The organism is Shewanella sp. ECSMB14101, assembly GCF_000773485.1.
Classification (GTDB): Bacteria; Pseudomonadota; Gammaproteobacteria; order Enterobacterales; family Shewanellaceae; genus Shewanella; species Shewanella marisflavi.
The window spans coordinates 1-16,385 of sequence record NZ_JSFF01000042.1 but is presented as its reverse complement, the minus strand read 5'-3'; the positions used below and the strand labels follow the sequence as shown (position 1 = coordinate 16,385).

At 50.5% G+C, this 16,385-nt stretch carries 14 protein-coding genes and 1 pseudogene; 9 read left to right on the top strand and 6 right to left on the bottom strand.

What is annotated here, in order from left to right:
• Positions 1 to 332 (top strand): annotated as a pseudogene (locus NY07_RS19270) (IS4 family transposase); the annotation flags it as partial.
• An 83-nt stretch (positions 333 to 415) separates the two neighbouring features.
• On the opposite strand, the gene NY07_RS18440 reads toward NY07_RS19270, so the two are convergent.
• The gene (locus NY07_RS18440) at positions 416 to 1,378 is read right to left on the bottom strand and encodes a sensor domain-containing diguanylate cyclase (RefSeq protein ID WP_033540820.1); all 963 of its coding nucleotides are present in this window, start codon (positions 1,376 to 1,378) and stop codon (positions 416 to 418) included.
• A 263-nt stretch (positions 1,379 to 1,641) separates the two neighbouring features.
• Between NY07_RS18440 and NY07_RS18435 the strand changes: the two genes are divergently transcribed.
• Together NY07_RS18435 and NY07_RS18430 are read left to right on the top strand one after the other, a co-directional pair.
• Positions 1,642 to 2,463, top strand: coding sequence for a DUF2797 domain-containing protein (locus NY07_RS18435; protein ID WP_033540819.1), 822 nt, complete (start codon positions 1,642 to 1,644; stop codon positions 2,461 to 2,463).
• Positions 2,464 to 2,722: 259 nt separating this feature from the next.
• On the top strand, positions 2,723 to 4,855 hold the full coding sequence (locus NY07_RS18430; RefSeq protein ID WP_033540818.1) for a TonB-dependent receptor: 2,133 nt from the start codon (positions 2,723 to 2,725) through the stop codon (positions 4,853 to 4,855).
• Between the two features lie 121 nt (positions 4,856 to 4,976).
• Here NY07_RS18430 and NY07_RS18425 read toward each other — a convergent pair whose 3' ends face one another.
• The 3 genes from NY07_RS18425 to NY07_RS18415 all read right to left on the bottom strand — a co-directional run bounded on the left by NY07_RS18425 (position 4,977) and on the right by NY07_RS18415 (position 9,173).
• Positions 4,977 to 5,411, bottom strand: a complete 435-nt coding sequence (locus NY07_RS18425; RefSeq protein ID WP_052125890.1) for a hypothetical protein — start codon at positions 5,409 to 5,411, stop codon at positions 4,977 to 4,979.
• Between the two features lie 81 nt (positions 5,412 to 5,492).
• On the bottom strand, positions 5,493 to 6,086 hold the full coding sequence (locus NY07_RS18420; RefSeq protein ID WP_033540817.1) for a DUF4136 domain-containing protein: 594 nt from the start codon (positions 6,084 to 6,086) through the stop codon (positions 5,493 to 5,495).
• 222 nt (positions 6,087 to 6,308) lie between these two features.
• Entirely contained in the window at positions 6,309 to 9,173 is a 2,865-nt protein-coding gene (locus NY07_RS18415) for a M9 family metallopeptidase (RefSeq protein WP_033540816.1), read from the bottom strand.
• Between the two features lie 345 nt (positions 9,174 to 9,518).
• Here NY07_RS18415 and NY07_RS18410 point away from each other — a divergent pair, with 345 nt between their 5' ends.
• From NY07_RS18410 to NY07_RS18400, 3 genes are read left to right on the top strand one after another with little or no spacing between them, the layout of a single operon-like run.
• Positions 9,519 to 10,115 carry a LysE family translocator gene (locus NY07_RS18410; protein WP_033540815.1) on the top strand — a complete coding sequence of 199 codons (597 nt, stop codon included), beginning with the start codon at positions 9,519 to 9,521 and terminating at the stop codon, positions 10,113 to 10,115.
• Positions 10,116 to 10,136: 21 nt separating this feature from the next.
• Positions 10,137 to 10,712: a DUF1415 domain-containing protein gene (locus NY07_RS18405; protein ID WP_081953873.1), complete on the top strand. Its 576-nt coding sequence runs from the start codon at positions 10,137 to 10,139 to the stop codon at positions 10,710 to 10,712.
• A gap of 20 nt (positions 10,713 to 10,732) precedes the next feature.
• A complete protein-coding gene (locus NY07_RS18400) occupies positions 10,733 to 11,476 on the top strand; it encodes a ribonuclease H1 domain-containing protein (RefSeq protein WP_033540814.1) in 744 nt (247 codons plus the stop codon).
• A 21-nt stretch (positions 11,477 to 11,497) separates the two neighbouring features.
• On the opposite strand, the gene NY07_RS18395 is transcribed toward NY07_RS18400, so the two are convergent.
• Together NY07_RS18395 and NY07_RS18390 are read right to left on the bottom strand one after the other, a co-directional pair.
• Complete coding sequence (locus NY07_RS18395; protein WP_161783176.1) at positions 11,498 to 12,976, bottom strand: sensor domain-containing diguanylate cyclase; 1,479 nt, start codon at positions 12,974 to 12,976, stop codon at positions 11,498 to 11,500.
• Between the two features lie 202 nt (positions 12,977 to 13,178).
• The gene (locus NY07_RS18390) at positions 13,179 to 13,661 is read right to left on the bottom strand and encodes an HPP family protein (protein ID WP_033540812.1); all 483 of its coding nucleotides are present in this window, start codon (positions 13,659 to 13,661) and stop codon (positions 13,179 to 13,181) included.
• 99 nt (positions 13,662 to 13,760) lie between these two features.
• Between NY07_RS18390 and NY07_RS18385 the strand changes: the two genes are divergently transcribed.
• The 3 genes from NY07_RS18385 to NY07_RS18375 all read left to right on the top strand — a co-directional run bounded on the left by NY07_RS18385 (position 13,761) and on the right by NY07_RS18375 (position 16,334).
• Positions 13,761 to 14,324, top strand: a complete 564-nt coding sequence (locus NY07_RS18385) for a TetR/AcrR family transcriptional regulator (protein ID WP_052125889.1) — start codon at positions 13,761 to 13,763, stop codon at positions 14,322 to 14,324.
• A gap of 147 nt (positions 14,325 to 14,471) precedes the next feature.
• Entirely contained in the window at positions 14,472 to 14,900 is a 429-nt protein-coding gene (locus NY07_RS18380; RefSeq protein WP_033540811.1) for an LETM1 domain-containing protein, read from the top strand.
• 72 nt (positions 14,901 to 14,972) lie between these two features.
• Positions 14,973 to 16,334 (top strand): leucyl aminopeptidase family protein, encoded by a 1,362-nt coding sequence (locus NY07_RS18375; protein ID WP_033540810.1) that lies wholly within the window; start codon positions 14,973 to 14,975, stop codon positions 16,332 to 16,334.
• Positions 16,335 to 16,385: the final 51 nt, after the last annotated feature.

Sequence of the window (16,385 nt, the reverse complement as noted above, 5' to 3'; positions counted from 1 at the left end):
AGATTGAAGAAACCTTTCGAGACTTGAAGAGCCCACAATACGGCATGGGGCTGAGGCACAACAAAAGTCGTTGTCCGCAGCGGCTAGATGTGTTGCTGCTCATCGCTATGCTGGCAGAAATTACCTTATGGCTCATTGGTATCGTTGCCTTGCATCTAGGCTGGCAAAAACACTTTCAGGCCAACACCATTCGGCACCGGCCTGTGTTGTCGATTGTCAGATTGGGGAAAGAAGTTCGGCGAAGGAAAAACTATCGAATAACAGCGCAACATTTACGCTGGGCAATGCATGAATATATCAAGTTAGTTCACACAACTGGGAGACCTGAATGATGAGGCCCCCAGATGCGATTGTTCACGTGCCTGCTTTGGTGTCAATTTGATTTTTTCGCTAATACTGATATGGCGTTTAAGCGCTAACGCTCACCGTCTTTCTTTTGTTCGTACATCGCCGCATCAGCTGCCGCAATCATTTTTTCTAACGAGTGCTCTGTCTCATATGAGAAATGCGCCACACCTGCACTGTATTCTATAAGATAAGGTTTGTTGATAGCCTTGTTCATTGCGTCCATTTCTGTTTTAAATCGATCCAGAATGATCGCAATTGTTTCATCACTGACGTCTGTCAACATGGCAACAAACTCATCCCCGCCCAGCCTGCCAATCACATCACTCTCACGGAACACACTGCGCATCACTTCTGCAAATTGCTGTAATGCAAAATCACCTTCATGATGCCCGAAATTATCATTAATCGGTTTAAACTTATTAAGGTCAAATAAAATCACTGACATCGGTATTTTTTTTCGCCGGCAGACCCGTTGGCTATGCTCGGCCAGTGTTATAAATCCTCTTCGGTTCGATATTAAGGTTAATTCGTCAAGTGTTGCCAATTGAATTGATCTGATTTCTTGCTCAATCATGGCTCCCAAGTCGTTTAATAGCTGCTTATCTTCTTCATTCAAATGCTTAGGCTTCGAGTCGATTAAGCATAATGTCCCTATCTTTATCCCTTGTCTCAATTTCAGTGGATAGCCCGCATAAAAACGGATATTAGGCTCTTGGGTAACTAGAGGGTTATCAGCAAACCGGACGTCTTCAATCGCATTAGGAATAATGAATAAACCATCTTGATTAATGGCATGGCCGCAAAACGATATATCGCGCGGTGTTTCAGATGCATCTAAACCTTGTTTAGATTTAAACCACTGCCTATTTTCATCAACGAGGCTAACCAGTGAAATCTCTACACCAAACATACGCTTAGCCATTCGAGTGACGCGATCAAACCTTTCTTCATGAGAGGTATCGAGGATTTTCAGTGTTCTTAAGGCATGAAGCCTCTCTCTTTCATTGGCAGGCAGTTCAGGCTTAATCATATGGCTCCTATATCTTGAAAGACTTGCTAGAACCTAGTGTACCTCAATAACTCCATAAAAAAATAACCAAACACTATTCAGCAAACGCAAGAAATCCCCCCCCATCCCCTCACCCACCCAAAGCAACATGTTCAAATTCTCCATGGCAGCACCTTGATGATTCCTCTACCATTTTCATCTTGCCCCCTTTAACTGTTACACTCATCACAAATTAACGAAGAGTCAGCGCTGCGGCGGATGACTCCAACGCAATTGAGAGTGTCATGCAAGGAACCTTGAGAAAAATGCGCACCAGGCTCGATGAGCAGGGCCTGGCCAGTTACCATATGCTGTTGGGCGACAATGAAGTCGAGCTTAACCCTCTGATCGGCAGCAAGATAAACTTAACCCACACAGGTAATATCTTTTGCTGCAACTGCGGCAAGAAAACCAAGAAGAGTTACTCCCAGGGCCACTGCTTCGTCTGCATGAAGAAGCTAGCAAGCTGCGACATGTGCATCATGAAGCCAGAAACCTGTCATTTTGCCGAAGGCACCTGCCGCGAACCCGAGTGGGGTGAGGCCAACTGTTTTGTGCCTCACTATGTCTACCTCTCCAACACCTCGGGACTTAAGGTCGGGATCACTCGTCATACTCAGTTACCAACCCGCTGGATAGATCAGGGCGCCACTCAGGGCCTGCCTATTCTTAAAGTCTCCAGTCGTCAGCTATCTGGCCTTATTGAAGTAGAGCTTGCCAAGATGATCGCCGACAAGACCAACTGGCGCGCCATGTTGAAAGGTAATGCCGAGCCCTTGCCGCTAAAACAACACGCCGAGGAGTTGCTGCCGCAAATTGAGCAGCATATACATAGCCTGGCGATGGCCCATGGCGAATATGCCATCGAGCGACTGGATGAGGAGATAGTGGCTATCGACTACCCGGTGAGTGAGTTTCCGACCAAGATAGCCTCCCACAACTTCGACAAAGACCCGAATGTGAGTGGCACCTTGTTGGGCATTAAGGGTCAGTATCTGATCTTCGACACCGGCGTCATCAACCTGCGTAAGTTTACCGCCTACGAGGTAAGCTTTCGCACTGAATAAACGTCTGATACACGATTAGGCCTGCATACCGTCGATGTGTGCGGGCCTAAAGCCCCACTCAAAGGCAATAAACAACTTATTAGCCAGCCTAAATGACCCCGTAGCAACAGCCGCCCTAATAAATACATCGTTCAATACGTTACTGCCAACCTCTTTAAAATGTAACATATGTAAATTCCATGCAAATACAAATGATAATCTATATCATTCGCATCAAATAATTGTTAACCCATTATACGGACACACTTAGGATAATTTGATGCCATCACACTTCACCCTAAAAAAATCCCCTTTAGCTCTCTATACCAGTCTGTTTTGTCTTGGCCTGATAAGCCCTAGCGTCATCGCCGACGATACTGGCATAGAGCGTATCATTGTCACCGGTAGCCGCAGCGCCGAGAGCATCGAAGAGGTGCCCTCCTCTGTCACCTTGATCGACAACAAGACCCTGGCGCAGGACATGCAGATCACCTCCGAGCTACAAAACATGCTGGCCTTTCGTGTACCGGGCATGGCGCCCAGCACTGGCACCTCGAGTAATGCCGGCCAGACTTTGCGAGGTCGTAAGGCATTGGTGATGATCGACGGTGTACCTCAGTCCACCCCGCTGAGAAACGGCAGTTTAGGCATACGTTCTATCGATCCCAGCGCAATTGAGCGTATCGAAGTGATCAAGGGCGCAACCTCTATCTATGGTAATGGCGCGTCAGGCGGGATCATCAACTACATTACCAAGACCCCTAGCAGCGATGCCAAGGCGAGCGTCGAGCTGGGGGCATCGAGCAAATTCAGTGCGGTTAAATTTGAAGACAGCGCAGGTTATCGCTATCACGCCAGCCTGGACGGGACACTGGACAAATTCAGCTATGTGGTCAGCGCGGTCGAAGAAGAAACAGGCCTGGAATATGACGCCGAGGGCGACATCATAGGGCTTATCTACGGCCTGTCTGAAACCAAGTCGCAAAACCTGTTTACCAAGCTGGCCTATGAGTTCGACAGTGAGAAACAACTTCAGCTGACCTACAACTATTATGAGGCGCAGCAAAATGCCGAGCTGGTGGATGTCACTGGCAGTGTCAACAGCGGCGAGAAGACCTATGCCATCAAGAGCAGCGCGCCTAAACCCGGTGTGCCACAAGGGCCAAGAGGCAACCACAACCTGATGCTCAAATACACAGATCAGGAGCTCTTCAACCAGACACAACTGACCTTAGATGCCTACTATCAGAAGATTGAAAACATGTTCTTCTACTCGGCGGCGCTGGCCAATCCCAGCGAGGGGTATGATGGTGGCCAATCGCTGATCCGCTCGGAAAAACGTGGCCTGAGGGTGAACTTCAACAGCTACACTGACTGGGACAATGTGTCGGCAAGCTTCATCTATGGTATCGATGCCCTGAACGATATCAGCTCGCAACCTTTGAATGATGGCCGCATCTGGGTGCCTGAGATGGACATGAGCAACCTGGCGGGTTATCTGCAAACTAAGTGGGTGATCTATGATGACTGGATCCTCAAGGCGGGATTACGCCACGACAGAGTCGACATTAGCGTCGATGACTATGAAACCCTTAAGGTGTGCCGCACCGCAGAGACTTGCTCTGTCCCCTTCGATGTCACAGGTGGTGAACTTAACTTTACCTCCACCACTTATAATCTAGGGCTGCGCTATCAGCTAAGCGATGCCTTTAGCCCATTCGCCAGCTTCTCTCAGGGCGCCGACATCTCTGATCTAGGCAGATTACTGCGCACGGCAACCGTTAACGATATCTCGCTGATCCAGACCGAGGCCTCTATCGTCGACAACTATGAGATTGGTTTCTCGGGCCAATATGACAAGCTGAGCTATGAGCTGGCGGCCTATCGCAGCACTTCAGAGCTGGGGACCAGCAATGCCTATGATCCGGTCACTGGGATCTATATGCCGGTGCGCGCCCCGCAAAAAATTTGGGGCTATGAGGCACAATTGGCCTACCAATGGTTGGATAACCTAGGCACAGATTTCAGCTACAGCTGGGTAGAAGGAAAAGATACCGAAAAGGATATCTATTTGGACGGCCAGGTGATCTCGGCGCCGAAATTCACCGCTTCGCTCAACTGGCAGCCGGTTGACCATGCCAACATCGCCATCAACTACCTGTATGTGGGCGATCGCAAGCGATTTGAGCCAGTCAATGGCCAGTATGTGGGTGCCCAAGGTCCAGTCAGCCATTACAACCTGGTTAACCTAAGCGGTAGCTACCAACTGGATAACTGGCAGTTTAGCCTCGGGGTAGAGAACCTGTTAAATGAAGACTACTACTCTGCGCGCTCTCAGGCCTTTACCTATAGCGGCTACAACACTAAAGGGTTGGGGACCACCATCAACCTTGGCGTAAAGGCACGTCTTTAGCGGCCAATAAAAAGCGCCGCACAGTCTAACTGGCGGCGCTTATGACATACTTTTGATCGGTAAAGGGCTAATGGTTAAGCGATGCGTGTCGCTTTGACGTTAGCCATTTTCAGCTATTATTTTAGTCGTCTGTTGCCTTATGCTTCCCCAGCACAGTGATCTTACCCTTCTTGGAGACCCCGGCAAGACCCAATGCCTGGCTACCGACGCTGTCATAGGTGAGTTCAATTCGCTCAAGGTGCGCCTCTCCTTTTGGCACTGTGATGGCCCGGCTCGACAACCCTTTGGTTAACACCCCGAGATTATCTACCTTCTTAGACTCACCGTCGCTCATGAACAGCTCTACCTGTTTCAGGTTCACCGTCCCTTGTTCACATTTAAGTTTAATACTGACTAAGTCCTGCTCCTTGCGACCTAAGTTTATCTTATCCACCTCGGCCTTATAGTCGACCGTCTTCTGAGCGATCTCACTCCACTCCCCAGCCTTCACTGGTTGCGTCAACAAAGGCAGTAGTAGCCCCATCACCATTAAGCCTTTAACTGTGTGTCGTAACATCTCAATACTCCTTATCTCAAACTGTCACAATAATCATTGCCACACACTAGCTTAGTCTATCTGTGCGGCGCTGAAGATCCGTTAAAGGTGTTGCGGTAGCTCGCTGAGCATCTTAGTGATCACCCTAGACAATCTGCTATCAGTCCCCTCTTTTGCCTGTGCATTATCCTGACTCAAAGGCGTAAAACCTTGTGCCAGCACCTGCCATATTGGCGAAGCGAGTTTGGGATCAAACACCATTAACAGTACAGTTCCCTTCTCATAGCGCCCCATATCGACTCCCTGATTAGATGCACCAGGCACTAGCCCAACCTTTTGCAAGATCTCGCTATCACTCATCTTGTCGCCTAATGCCACACCATAACCTATCAGCAGATCCGGCGATTGTGACATTGAAACTTCTTGATACCCCTTGGCCAACATAACTGCCTGAATCGCCTCACGCATACGCATCTTTAACGCATCGGGCTGCACCTCATCACCCACCCTTAGCTCGGCAACATCAGGATGTAACGCAAAGCGAGATGGCTGGTCACCAAGAAACCTCAAATCGCCGCTGGCCACCAGGGTTAAACGATCCTCAGGTGTCATGGGCAGTTGCAGGGGCGTCTCCTCGGTAACAGTGCAGGCGGTGACACTCATCATGAGTATCAGGCTAAGCAAGCATGTTTTCATTGGCTATCCTTATCAAAAGTGTAAAAGTCAGTATCTAAAATCCGTCGCATCGTGACCAGAATGAACAAAGTATAAGCTAAGTATCATGAACCTAGGCTGACAAAACGTTAACATTCATCTCCTTAGTGTATCTTTCACATTTTGGCCCTTTCAAACGCGCCAGGACCAAAAGTAAAAACGCCAGCACAAGGCCGGCGTTTATCATGGTCAGGCGTATCGCTTTTAGTTCGCCTCGAGCGTCACCACTAAACTGGCACCACTGCTCGAAGGCGCACCATCTGCGCTGACATAGAACCAGCCTTCTGTCGGTGCTAACACACGGATCTTTTCCTGATTACCGGTATTGTCCGACTTGTACTGATAATCTGAAGGGCTTGCCCAGGTCGCGCCATTGGCGTATAGATCCAGGTTACCACTGCCGTGATCCGTATTGATCTCAATGGCCGCGGTGTTGGCCGGCACATAGAAATAGTAACTGGAGTGCCCGTCGGCCACACAGACGGCTTGGCCAAATTCTACGCCACCATAGCTGTATGGGTTGTTGCTAACGCAGGCATCCTCTACACCAGCATCACCACCACTATCGGGAGTTCCCTCAGCTGTTTGACTTACCTTTAGGGTCACACCATCAAACGCAGTAACGGCCACTGTCGAAATATAGACCCAACCACGATTGGCGATAACACTAATCAGCTCATCGTTACCTGTGCTCTGTGACTTGACGTCATAGTCACTGCTCGAGGCCCAGGTTTGCTGGTTAAAGTAGATATCCAGATCCCCTTCACCACCTGAGGTACTGATATACAGCTGTGTATTATCTTGATCGACATAGGTGTAGTAATAATTGATCCCTGTGCCCGCCACACATTCAGCCTGCTCCTGAGTGAGTTTGCCATCGGTAATGCTTGTGTCGCCGCAATGGCTCTCGGGCCCACCACCATTGGCAGCATCGGCGTTATCGCCAATACCATTACCGTTCTCATCGGCCCACTCGGTAGGATCGCTTGGAAAGGCATCTTCACTGTCGATCACCCCGTCGCCATCGCTGTCAATCGGCGTGACTATGCCGCCATCAAGTGGTGTATCGTTACTGGATACCGTCAAGAGCCAGCTATTCCATTCACTGTCATACTGAGTGCCAATAGTGTTATCGATATAGCTGAGCCAAGCTGCCGCATCCCCGGCGCGGGCGTATACCAGAAGCGCGTCAACATCACTTCTGTGCTGTTCAAACAGAAAGCGCACTGCTAGGTAGCCCCAACGGTAGACTCTCTCTGTACCACTGTCATAGGTATTGGCCAGGATCTCACTGAGGCTGAAGCTTTGACTACGCCCAATAGCGATCGCCTCGTCATTACGATTTTGCTGAGAAATGTATTCAGCCAATCCTTCTGACCACCATACCGACTTGCCAGTATCGATATCGAAATGGCTAAAGCCACCGTACAGATTAAAGCGACCATCGAGATAATGCACATACTCATGCCTTAGATTCCACACCAAAATATCTTCAGTCCAGGTGGCCTCATGTGCAATAAAGCGGGCTTGGTTATCCGGGTTGGAGGGGGTGCCTTCGAGGTACATACCGCCATTGTCTGTGTTGATGCCAAAAATAATACCGGCATAGGCATCATAGTCATCATAACTGTCGAAGATATTGACCTCGAGATCCTGATTGTAATCATCGGCCACGGGGTCGCCGCTGGTCGCCAGCACCTGATGGAACAGCACTTCTTCATCCCCCATCAAATCACACGACTGCTGTAGCTCCTGACTGGTAAGTTGCTGCGCGCGGATCTTAATGGTGTCAGAGCAGCTATAGTGAATACCAAGCACGCTGCTTTCCAGCTCAGCTTCCCAGCCGCAGATCCCAAAGCTGTCGCATTGTCCAGGGTTGTAGTAATCCAGATAACCAGCGGCATCAGCCCACTGCTTAGACAGGCGGGCAAACTTACTCATATATTGCTGCACACCATCGTTGAGCGAAAGCTTCAGACTCTCAGGCAGCCCCCAGTATTTCTGGTACTCATAGAAACGGCCAAACTCATGAAAGGCATCTGAGGATTCGAAGGCATAATTAGAGTTGATGATATAGTCAGAGGTCGCCACCTTTAGCAGCGCGGCGCGCAAAGCATCATACTCCATTGAGGCCTTAGTGTACTTCTCATCCCAATTGCCACGATAAAGGGTAGTTAGCGCCTTAGTCAGTGCACTTCTGTGATACCAGGACGCCAGATGCTGCTCGCTAAACTGATCAAGATATTGTGTGATCACCGCCACCGAATCATAGTAATTGTAAGAGCTGTCCCAAGCGATGAAATACTCCTGCAATGTGTTGCCCTGCATGTCGCTCAGGCTGGCCATAGCCGGGTTTTTCGCATATTCCAGTAGCAGTTCGCGCATGGCATCGCTGGCGCGAGTATCGCTATAGCTCAAATCCTCGTTATAGTATTCGATATAAAATGCGCCACGTAGAAAGTAGAACAGGTTAAATAACTCACTACCGCTACTGCTGTCATAGGTCGCCGCGCTGGCCTTAGCCAAATTCGCCACCGCCACCACATTGTCGGCCTGATACGCCTTTACCGCCGTGGCATCGTTACGAGAATATAACTCTGAGATACAGGAAAACTCCGCCTGACGAACAAAATCATACAGAGCCTGACCGGTTAACGTATCGAACTGGCTATAACCATTACAGGGATCCGTCTCAGCCGCTGGCCCTTCAGCACCTTGATTGCCCAGAGCGCCCTGAGCGCCCAAAGGGCCTTGCAGAGCAGAGTGGCCATTAACCCCCTGCTGTGACTCTTGCCCTGTAACTGATGGTGGCACCTTATCACCCTCAGTAACCGATGCGGCGCCTCTGGGTTTACGCGCAGCCTTATCGAAGCGTGCTTTGCTCTGGCCATTGTCAACACCAGCCCGTTGCACCGCCGCTTTCATCGCCTGTTGCGGCATGGGTTTAGAACGCGGCGCGTCATTGGCACTCACCACCTGTGGCGCCACAAGCAGTGAACAAGCTAACGCCAGGGCGGTGGGAGTGAAACGGCGAGTAAGCACACCGCGAGATATAATTGTCTTTGTCATAGTTGGTCTCCAGACCTATCGGCTCGGGCGAGCCGATCATTACTCAGGTTTAAGTCACTCAATTCACCTTCTTTGAGGTGTCGTTATCGAGCATTTAGCACATCCTTGTTAACCCGTAGTTAACAATTTATTGCAGGCAAGTTATATTTTATACAATATATAATTGCAAGCGGGACAGAGAAGATTTACATCACCAGATAGGTAAATCTGCCGATTTAAAGCTAAATAGTTAATGATTTACAGTGAGTTATAAAATGTGCAAAAGGTTGGGAAATTTTTCTGGTCAGAATGTCTTATGTCGGCGATCATAGGCCATCGTTAACAGGTACTAGAGACACACGCTACATGGAACTGGTTTTTGCCATCGCCCTTTTCGCCTTTTCCTCAGGGATCACCCCTGGGCCCAACAACATTATGTTGATGACCTCTGGCGTCAATTTTGGCATCAAGCCCAGTCTGCCCCACCTGGCGGGGATTTGTATTGGCTTTCCCTGCATGGTTCTGGCGATCGGTTTGGGATTGAGCGCCGTCTTTCAGGCCTACCCACTCTTGCACCTGATCATCAAATATATTGGTATCGCCTACCTGCTCTATCTGTCTTGGCTCATCGCCAACAGCAGCAGTAAGATGGAGGGTAAACAGACCGCCAAGCCACTCTCTTTCCTCCAGGCGGCGGCCTTTCAATGGGTCAACCCTAAGGGCTGGATCATGGCCGTGGGCGCTATTGCGACCTTTACTGTGATTGACCAACCACTAACACCACAAGTTCTCACCATCGCCAGCGTCTTCTTCAGCGTGGCACTGCCCTGCGCCCTGGTGTGGTTAGGCTTTGGTGTGGCACTCAAACGATTACTTAAAAATCAACGTCAACAAAAAGGCTTTAACATTGCCATGGCACTCTTGCTTGTGGCCTCTATCATCCCTATGATCGCTCCTCAATAACGAGATCAAACGGAGCTGCCGGTGTCTGATACACAGGTCTATCACAGCGCTGAGGATGCGCCAATCGCCTTAGAAACCCAGAATTGGGTGGAAAAGGTGATCATGAAGTACAACATCTGCCCCTTTGCCCGCCGTGAAGTGGAGCGTAACAGCATCCGCTATACGGTCGCCCAGCATAGTCAGATTGATAAAGTATTGGATGAGCTGATTCAGGAATGTCATTTGCTGGAGCAGCAGCCACAAATCGAGACCACACTGTTTATCATGCCACGCGGCTTCGAGGGCTTTTATCTCTACCTGGATCTGGTGGATATCGCCAACGACCTGCTTATCGAGCAGGGCTTTGAGGGGGTCTTTCAGCTCGCCAGTTTCCACCCGGATTACTGTTTCGAAGGCGAGCCCCAAGACAGCGCAGCAAACTACACCAACAGGGCCCCTTACCCAACACTGCATATCATACGAGAAGCCAGTATGGAGCGCGCCTTGGCCGATTATGACGATCCTGAGTCTATCCCCGAGCGCAATATCGCTTTTGCCGAACGTAAGGGCGAGGCCTTCTTCGTCAAGTTACTGCAAAGCTGCAAACAGGCCGATTAATTCAAGGGAAAGAGAAACCGATGGCAAGCAAATATTATGTGGTATGGGCAGGACGCGAGACGGGCATCTTTACCAGTTGGCCGCAAACCAAGGCGCTAGTGGACGGCTTTGCCGGGGCGCGCTATAAATCCTTCAAGACATTGGCAGAAGCTGAGGCAGCCTTTGGCGCTAAGCCCTCTCAGACCAGCAAGCCTAAAACGGCCAGTCGCAAAGCAAGCAGTCAGATCGCCGCAAGTGAACACCCCGACAGCAATATCGATATCTATACCGATGGCGGCTGTGAGCCCAATCCCGGCGAAGCAGGCTCAGGCCTGGCACTCTATCAAGCGGGTGAATTGACTGAGCTCTGGTATGGGCTTTATAACCCCAAGGGCACCAATAACACCGCCGAGTTAAACGCCCTATATCAGGCTCTCTTAATGGCGCAGCAATATAGTAAACTGGGCAAGAGCGTACATATTCACAGTGACTCCCAGTATGCGATCAATTGCATCACCAACTGGGCCTATGGTTGGAAGGCCAAGGGCTGGCAACGTAAAACCGGCGAGATAGCCAATCTTGAGATCATCCAGCAAGCCCATGAGTTATATGACAGTTTAAAAGCGACCATCAAACTCACTCATGTGGCGGCGCATGTGGGCATTGAGGGCAATGAGCTGGCCGACCGCATGTCTATCCACGCCATCGACAGCAAGGAACCGAGCTTTTGCCGCTACTCGGCGCCGTTAGATATTCCGGCTTTATTGGCATTGCGGACGGGCTAATCCCCGTCCATAAAACACTATCTAGATAACCACAACACAGTCGCGGCCATTCTCTTTAGCCCGGTAGAGCGCCTGATCTGCATCATTAAACAGCCTGTCTTGATCATCGTCCCAGCGATAGAGTGAGACGCCGGCGCTGACGGTGATAGCCACCGGAAAGTCGCTCTCTTGGCTGCGATGTTTGATATCTTGCCTGAGTTTGTCGGCGAAAGAGGTCGCCCCTTCGCTGTCGGTATCCTCGAGAATGATCACAAACTCCTCGCCCCCCCAGCGGCCAACAAAATCTGTCTTACGTATCGCCTCTTTGAAGATTTTAGCCACCCGCTGCAACACGTCATCGCCCACCAGATGACCATGCTTATCGTTGACCGCCTTGAAATGATCGATATCGAAGATACACACCGCCAGCGAGGTCTGCTGTCGATTGCTGCGACTAATCGCTGCCGCCAGTTGATGGTTAATGGCGCGACGATTGGCGACCTTGGTTAAGGGATCGGTATTGGCCTGAGACTTATACTGCATCTCGTCACTGAGATCTTTAATCACCACAATGCTGTGTTTCTCACCACCAACCCCATAGGTGGCGATAGAGATACTGGCGGGAAAAACATCACCATTCAATTTTTTACCGTAAAAAATAGTATTACGTTGGGACATGGGTTGCACCCGGTCTGACTTTTGAAACTCCATACGCAGCTTCTTATGCTTCTCCTTGGTCGCACTGGGCACCAGATCATCGACATTTATTTTATTTAGCGCCCGCTCAGAAAATCCAAACAGCCGCATGGTTTCCCGATTGGCAGAGATGATGGTGCCATGTTCGTTGACCGAAAAGATGGCATTGGGCGCACAGCGAAAGATCACTTCGAGATCTTTTAGCTTGATGGCCAGACGTTTATTAACATATCGGATGAAACTGAATACTAAGATACTTACCAGCACCAGGGCAAAGAGGATCACCAGCAACATATGATTCAGACGTTGATGGGCACTTTCCGCCCGTTGAAACAGGCTGTTTGGCACCTGGCTCTGGCTGGCAAGAATGGTGGCTATCGCCGCAATTGCAGCAGTGTCATCCACCCTCACCGCCAAATCGATAGCTTGAACGTCGCGCTTTTCCTCCACCATCTGGCGCAGGCGTGGCAGATGTTGTCGATATTGTTCGACGACAGACGCTATCGCCTTCACCTGAGCCTCATGTTCGGGAGCAAGCTGACCATACTTGCCTAATGAGCGCAGCCCTAGCTCAATCTCGGCTTCGGCGCGCCTCAAATAACTGAGATCGTGACGAATAACGGCATTTTTGAAGTCGTGAATAAAGCCTCCGTAACCTAATGCCACCATGGCATCGTTAAACAAGGCCGTCTTATCCAGTTCCTCATAGGTGTGATGCTTCCAGTCCTGCTGAGACTGATTAATGCTAGCCATCAAAATATAAAACGCCGCGATGAGAAAGACGAGATACAAGATAGCCAAACTGTATATTTTAAAAGCCTTCATGGGGTGGCGCATTCACGTTTCATCCTTAAACAGAACAGCCGCCATACGGCGATGATTCGTTGCAGGCGCTGTGCTCACATTACTTGCGGCAATAGCCACTGAATAGGAAAGCGGTTAAGCGCCGCCAACAGAATGAAAAGTATAGTCCACTTCAACCTAGATACCTGAAATTAAGCACAAAAGTCGTAGTTGCTGCGGGTCATTAATCCAACGCTGCTTGGCTCTGCTGCAGGTTTTGGCGTGCCAGACGTTTGTGCATCAGCGCGATAAGCTTACCCACCAGCACAATAATCACAGCCCCGGTCAACACAGGCGAAAAAAGAAACCACCAATCCTGGCCTGTCAACATCACCAATAACGGCGTCGCACCCGCCGGTGGATGAGTTGTCTTAGTCAGTAGCATGGCGCTAACAGCAAGGCCACTGGCCAGAGCCAGGGTAAACGGATTAACACCGACATAGTGGAAAAAATAGAGGCCGATGGCACAGGTCAACAGATGACCGAAGATCACGTTTCTTGGCTGCGCCAGCGGGCTCTCAGGCACGCCAAACACCAACACAGCCGTGGCACCGAACGGGACCATCAACAGCACCAGATCGGACTGCAGCGTTTCGGCGTATGACAGGAGGCCAATCGCCAAGGCGGCACCCATTCCAGAAATTAACGCAAAAGCCAGTTTATTCATCTTGATCTCTTTCACTCCATAAATGTAGACAAGTCTGTCTACCCGCAAGAGTAGACAACCTGGTCTACCGATGTCAAGATATAAAAAAGCGAGGCGATCATGACAGATAAGCGACAACAACTAATCGATACCGCCCTCAGCCTCTTTATTGAGCGAGGGATCAATCTGGTGGGCATCAACGAGGTGCTTAAAGTCTCTGGGGTGGCCAAGAAGACTCTCTATCACCACTTCAGCAGCAAAGAGGCGCTAATCGTTGCCGTGCTTGAAACACGTCACAAGATCTACATCGACTGGCTCAATCAGAGGTTAAGCCAAGGCCAGGACGACTTTGGTAAAATTGAGGGGCTCTTTGCCGCCCTCGATGATTGGTTTAATGATCGCGTGCCTGAGTTGAGTGAATTTCATGGCTGCCTGTTTATCAATTCGGCCATAGAATGTGGTGACAGTCGCTGTCAGGTGTCACGCTTTGCCAAGTATCATAAGCAGGCCGTCAGAGAACTGATTCGCGAGCATCTCGAGCAGCAAGACGACGCCCTGCTGGACCTTATCTGTCTACTCAAAGAAGGGGCAATAGTCTCAGCCATGGTGAGTCAGAATAAACAGGCCGCTAAGCCTTGCCCGGCGTTCATTGCCGCCTACCTAAATGGAAAAAAGCGTGAGTGAGCATGGTAAAGAATTGTTCTCACTGACGCGCCATAGGGAAAGGCTCAAGTTCATGCCCGAATTGACCTTAAGCCTCCTGAGTATCAAGCATAAAAACAGCAATATTAAATGTTGGGTCTCATCGATAGCTTGTGAGACAATCGCGCCATGAAAATCTATCGTAAGTTACACAAGGCCCCTTTTAGAGTGCTGCGCATTAGTCGCCGCCGCTTTGGGCTGCGTTTGAAACGGGACATGCTTGCGCTCAAAGATGCCCTGGCCCAGGAAAAACAGGAAACCAAGGATATGTTGGTTGCCTATAAGCGTTACACCCGCAAACAGGCCAGTAAAGAGGAGCTTCGCCTTGCCAATAAGCAGCTGGCAGACCTGATCAAAGGCCTGGGGCTTGGCGTCTTTGCCGTACTGCCTTTTGCCCCTATCACCATTCCCGTAGTGGTAAAACTGGGGAAGTTAGTCGGGGTCGAAGTACTGCCCAGCTCCTTCAATAATCTCTCCGAACGCAAGGTGCAACTTGGCCGTGAGGCTCAAGCCACTAAACGTGCTCTCAAGGCTGTAGAAAAAGCCAGCAGTGAATAATCCCCCGCTTTCGTCTCAAGGGGCGGGCATGCTAATCTAAGTTGAATTTTGACCTCAATAAGATGATGCCCAATGACTCAAATACTCCTCTCTGGTTCCGAAGGGATCCCACTGACACTGCTCAGTACCATTGATTATAACGACTGGCTAAGCAGCCAAGACAAAACGGTAAAAAACTGGTTAACCAACACCCAATTCAGCGGTAAAGGCATGAGCCTGATCCCAGGCAGTGAGGGCGCACTCAGCCAAGCCCTCTATGTCACCGATAATAAAGACTCCCACTGGGTTTTCGGCGATCTGGTTAACGAGCTACCAGCAGGCCAATACCTGCTCGATGCCGATGCGCAAACCTGTAAGCTCGCAGCCTTTAGCTGGGCCTTAGGCGCTTACAAGTTTGATCGCTACAAGCGCAACGACAAGACCTACCCTCAACTGGTACTCAAAGACCCTGCACTGGTTGCCCAAACCTTACAGATGGTGCGTTCGGTATCGATAGTGCGCGATCTGGTCAACACCCCTGCCGCCGACATGATGCCCCAGCACCTTGGCGAAACCATGGAGTCATTGGCAGCCGAATTTGGTGCCAAGGTCACCCAGATCGTCGGCGATGACCTGCTAACCCACAACTACCCCACCATTCATATGGTTGGCCGCGCCAGCCACAATGCGCCGCGCCTGATCGACCTCACCTGGGGTGATGAAGATGCACCTAAGGTCACCTTGGTGGGCAAAGGCGTCTGCTTCGACTCAGGCGGATTAGATCTTAAACCTGGTGCCGGCATGCGCCTGATGAAGAAAGATATGGGCGGTGCAGCTCATGTTATCGGCCTTGCCCACCAGATCATGGCAGCTAAGTTGCCTGTGCGTCTGCGTGTATTGGTGCCTGCGGTGGAAAACGCCGTGTCGGCCAACGCCTTCCGTCCAGGTGATGTGATCACTACCCGCAAGGGGCTCACGGTTGAAATTGACAACACTGACGCCGAAGGCCGTCTGGTACTGTGTGACGCCCTAGCTGAAGCCAATGACGACAAGCCCGATCTGCTGATCGATTTCGCGACACTCACGGGCGCCATGCGTATCGCCCTGGGCACAGAGCTCCCAGGCTTCTTCAGTAACGATGATGAGGTCGCAGCGGGGATCACTGCATCCGGTCTGGCGGTAGAAGATCCTGTGTGGCGTATGCCGCTGCACAAGCCTTATTTTGACCTGACCGGCAGTGATATCGCCGATCTGGCCAACTGCGGCAAGGTGCCCTTTGGCGGCGCCATCACGGCGGCCCTTTACCTGGAAGCCTTCGTCGACGAGGAGATCAGCTGGACCCATTTCGACGTTATGGCCTGGAACACCCGCAAACTACCGGGTCGCCCCATCGGCGGTGAAGCCTTTGGTATCCGCGCCGTCTTCGACTACCTGGCCGAACGCTTCGCCAAGTAACGGCTGTTTAGTTAGACGATTAAAAAAGGTTCATCGCGGATAAGCGGGGAC

Bases quoted from the DNA above. Each gene is read 5' to 3' on its own strand.
- NY07_RS18440 (WP_033540820.1), bottom strand. From the start codon at position 1,378: ATGATTAAGCCTGAACTGCCTGCCAATGAAAGAGAGAGGCTTCATGCC.
- NY07_RS18435 (WP_033540819.1), top strand. From the start codon at position 1,642: ATGCAAGGAACCTTGAGAAAAATGCGCACCAGGCTCGATGAGCAGGGC.
- NY07_RS18430 (WP_033540818.1), top strand. From the start codon at position 2,723: ATGCCATCACACTTCACCCTAAAAAAATCCCCTTTAGCTCTCTATACC.
- NY07_RS18425 (WP_052125890.1), bottom strand. From the start codon at position 5,411: ATGTTACGACACACAGTTAAAGGCTTAATGGTGATGGGGCTACTACTG.
- NY07_RS18420 (WP_033540817.1), bottom strand. From the start codon at position 6,086: ATGAAAACATGCTTGCTTAGCCTGATACTCATGATGAGTGTCACCGCC.
- NY07_RS18415 (WP_033540816.1), bottom strand. From the start codon at position 9,173: ATGACAAAGACAATTATATCTCGCGGTGTGCTTACTCGCCGTTTCACT.
- NY07_RS18410 (WP_033540815.1), top strand. From the start codon at position 9,519: ATGGAACTGGTTTTTGCCATCGCCCTTTTCGCCTTTTCCTCAGGGATC.
- NY07_RS18400 (WP_033540814.1), top strand. From the start codon at position 10,733: ATGGCAAGCAAATATTATGTGGTATGGGCAGGACGCGAGACGGGCATC.
- NY07_RS18395 (WP_161783176.1), bottom strand. From the start codon at position 12,976: ATGAAGGCTTTTAAAATATACAGTTTGGCTATCTTGTATCTCGTCTTT.
- NY07_RS18390 (WP_033540812.1), bottom strand. From the start codon at position 13,661: ATGAATAAACTGGCTTTTGCGTTAATTTCTGGAATGGGTGCCGCCTTG.
- NY07_RS18385 (WP_052125889.1), top strand. From the start codon at position 13,761: ATGACAGATAAGCGACAACAACTAATCGATACCGCCCTCAGCCTCTTT.
- NY07_RS18380 (WP_033540811.1), top strand. From the start codon at position 14,472: ATGAAAATCTATCGTAAGTTACACAAGGCCCCTTTTAGAGTGCTGCGC.
- NY07_RS18375 (WP_033540810.1), top strand. From the start codon at position 14,973: ATGACTCAAATACTCCTCTCTGGTTCCGAAGGGATCCCACTGACACTG.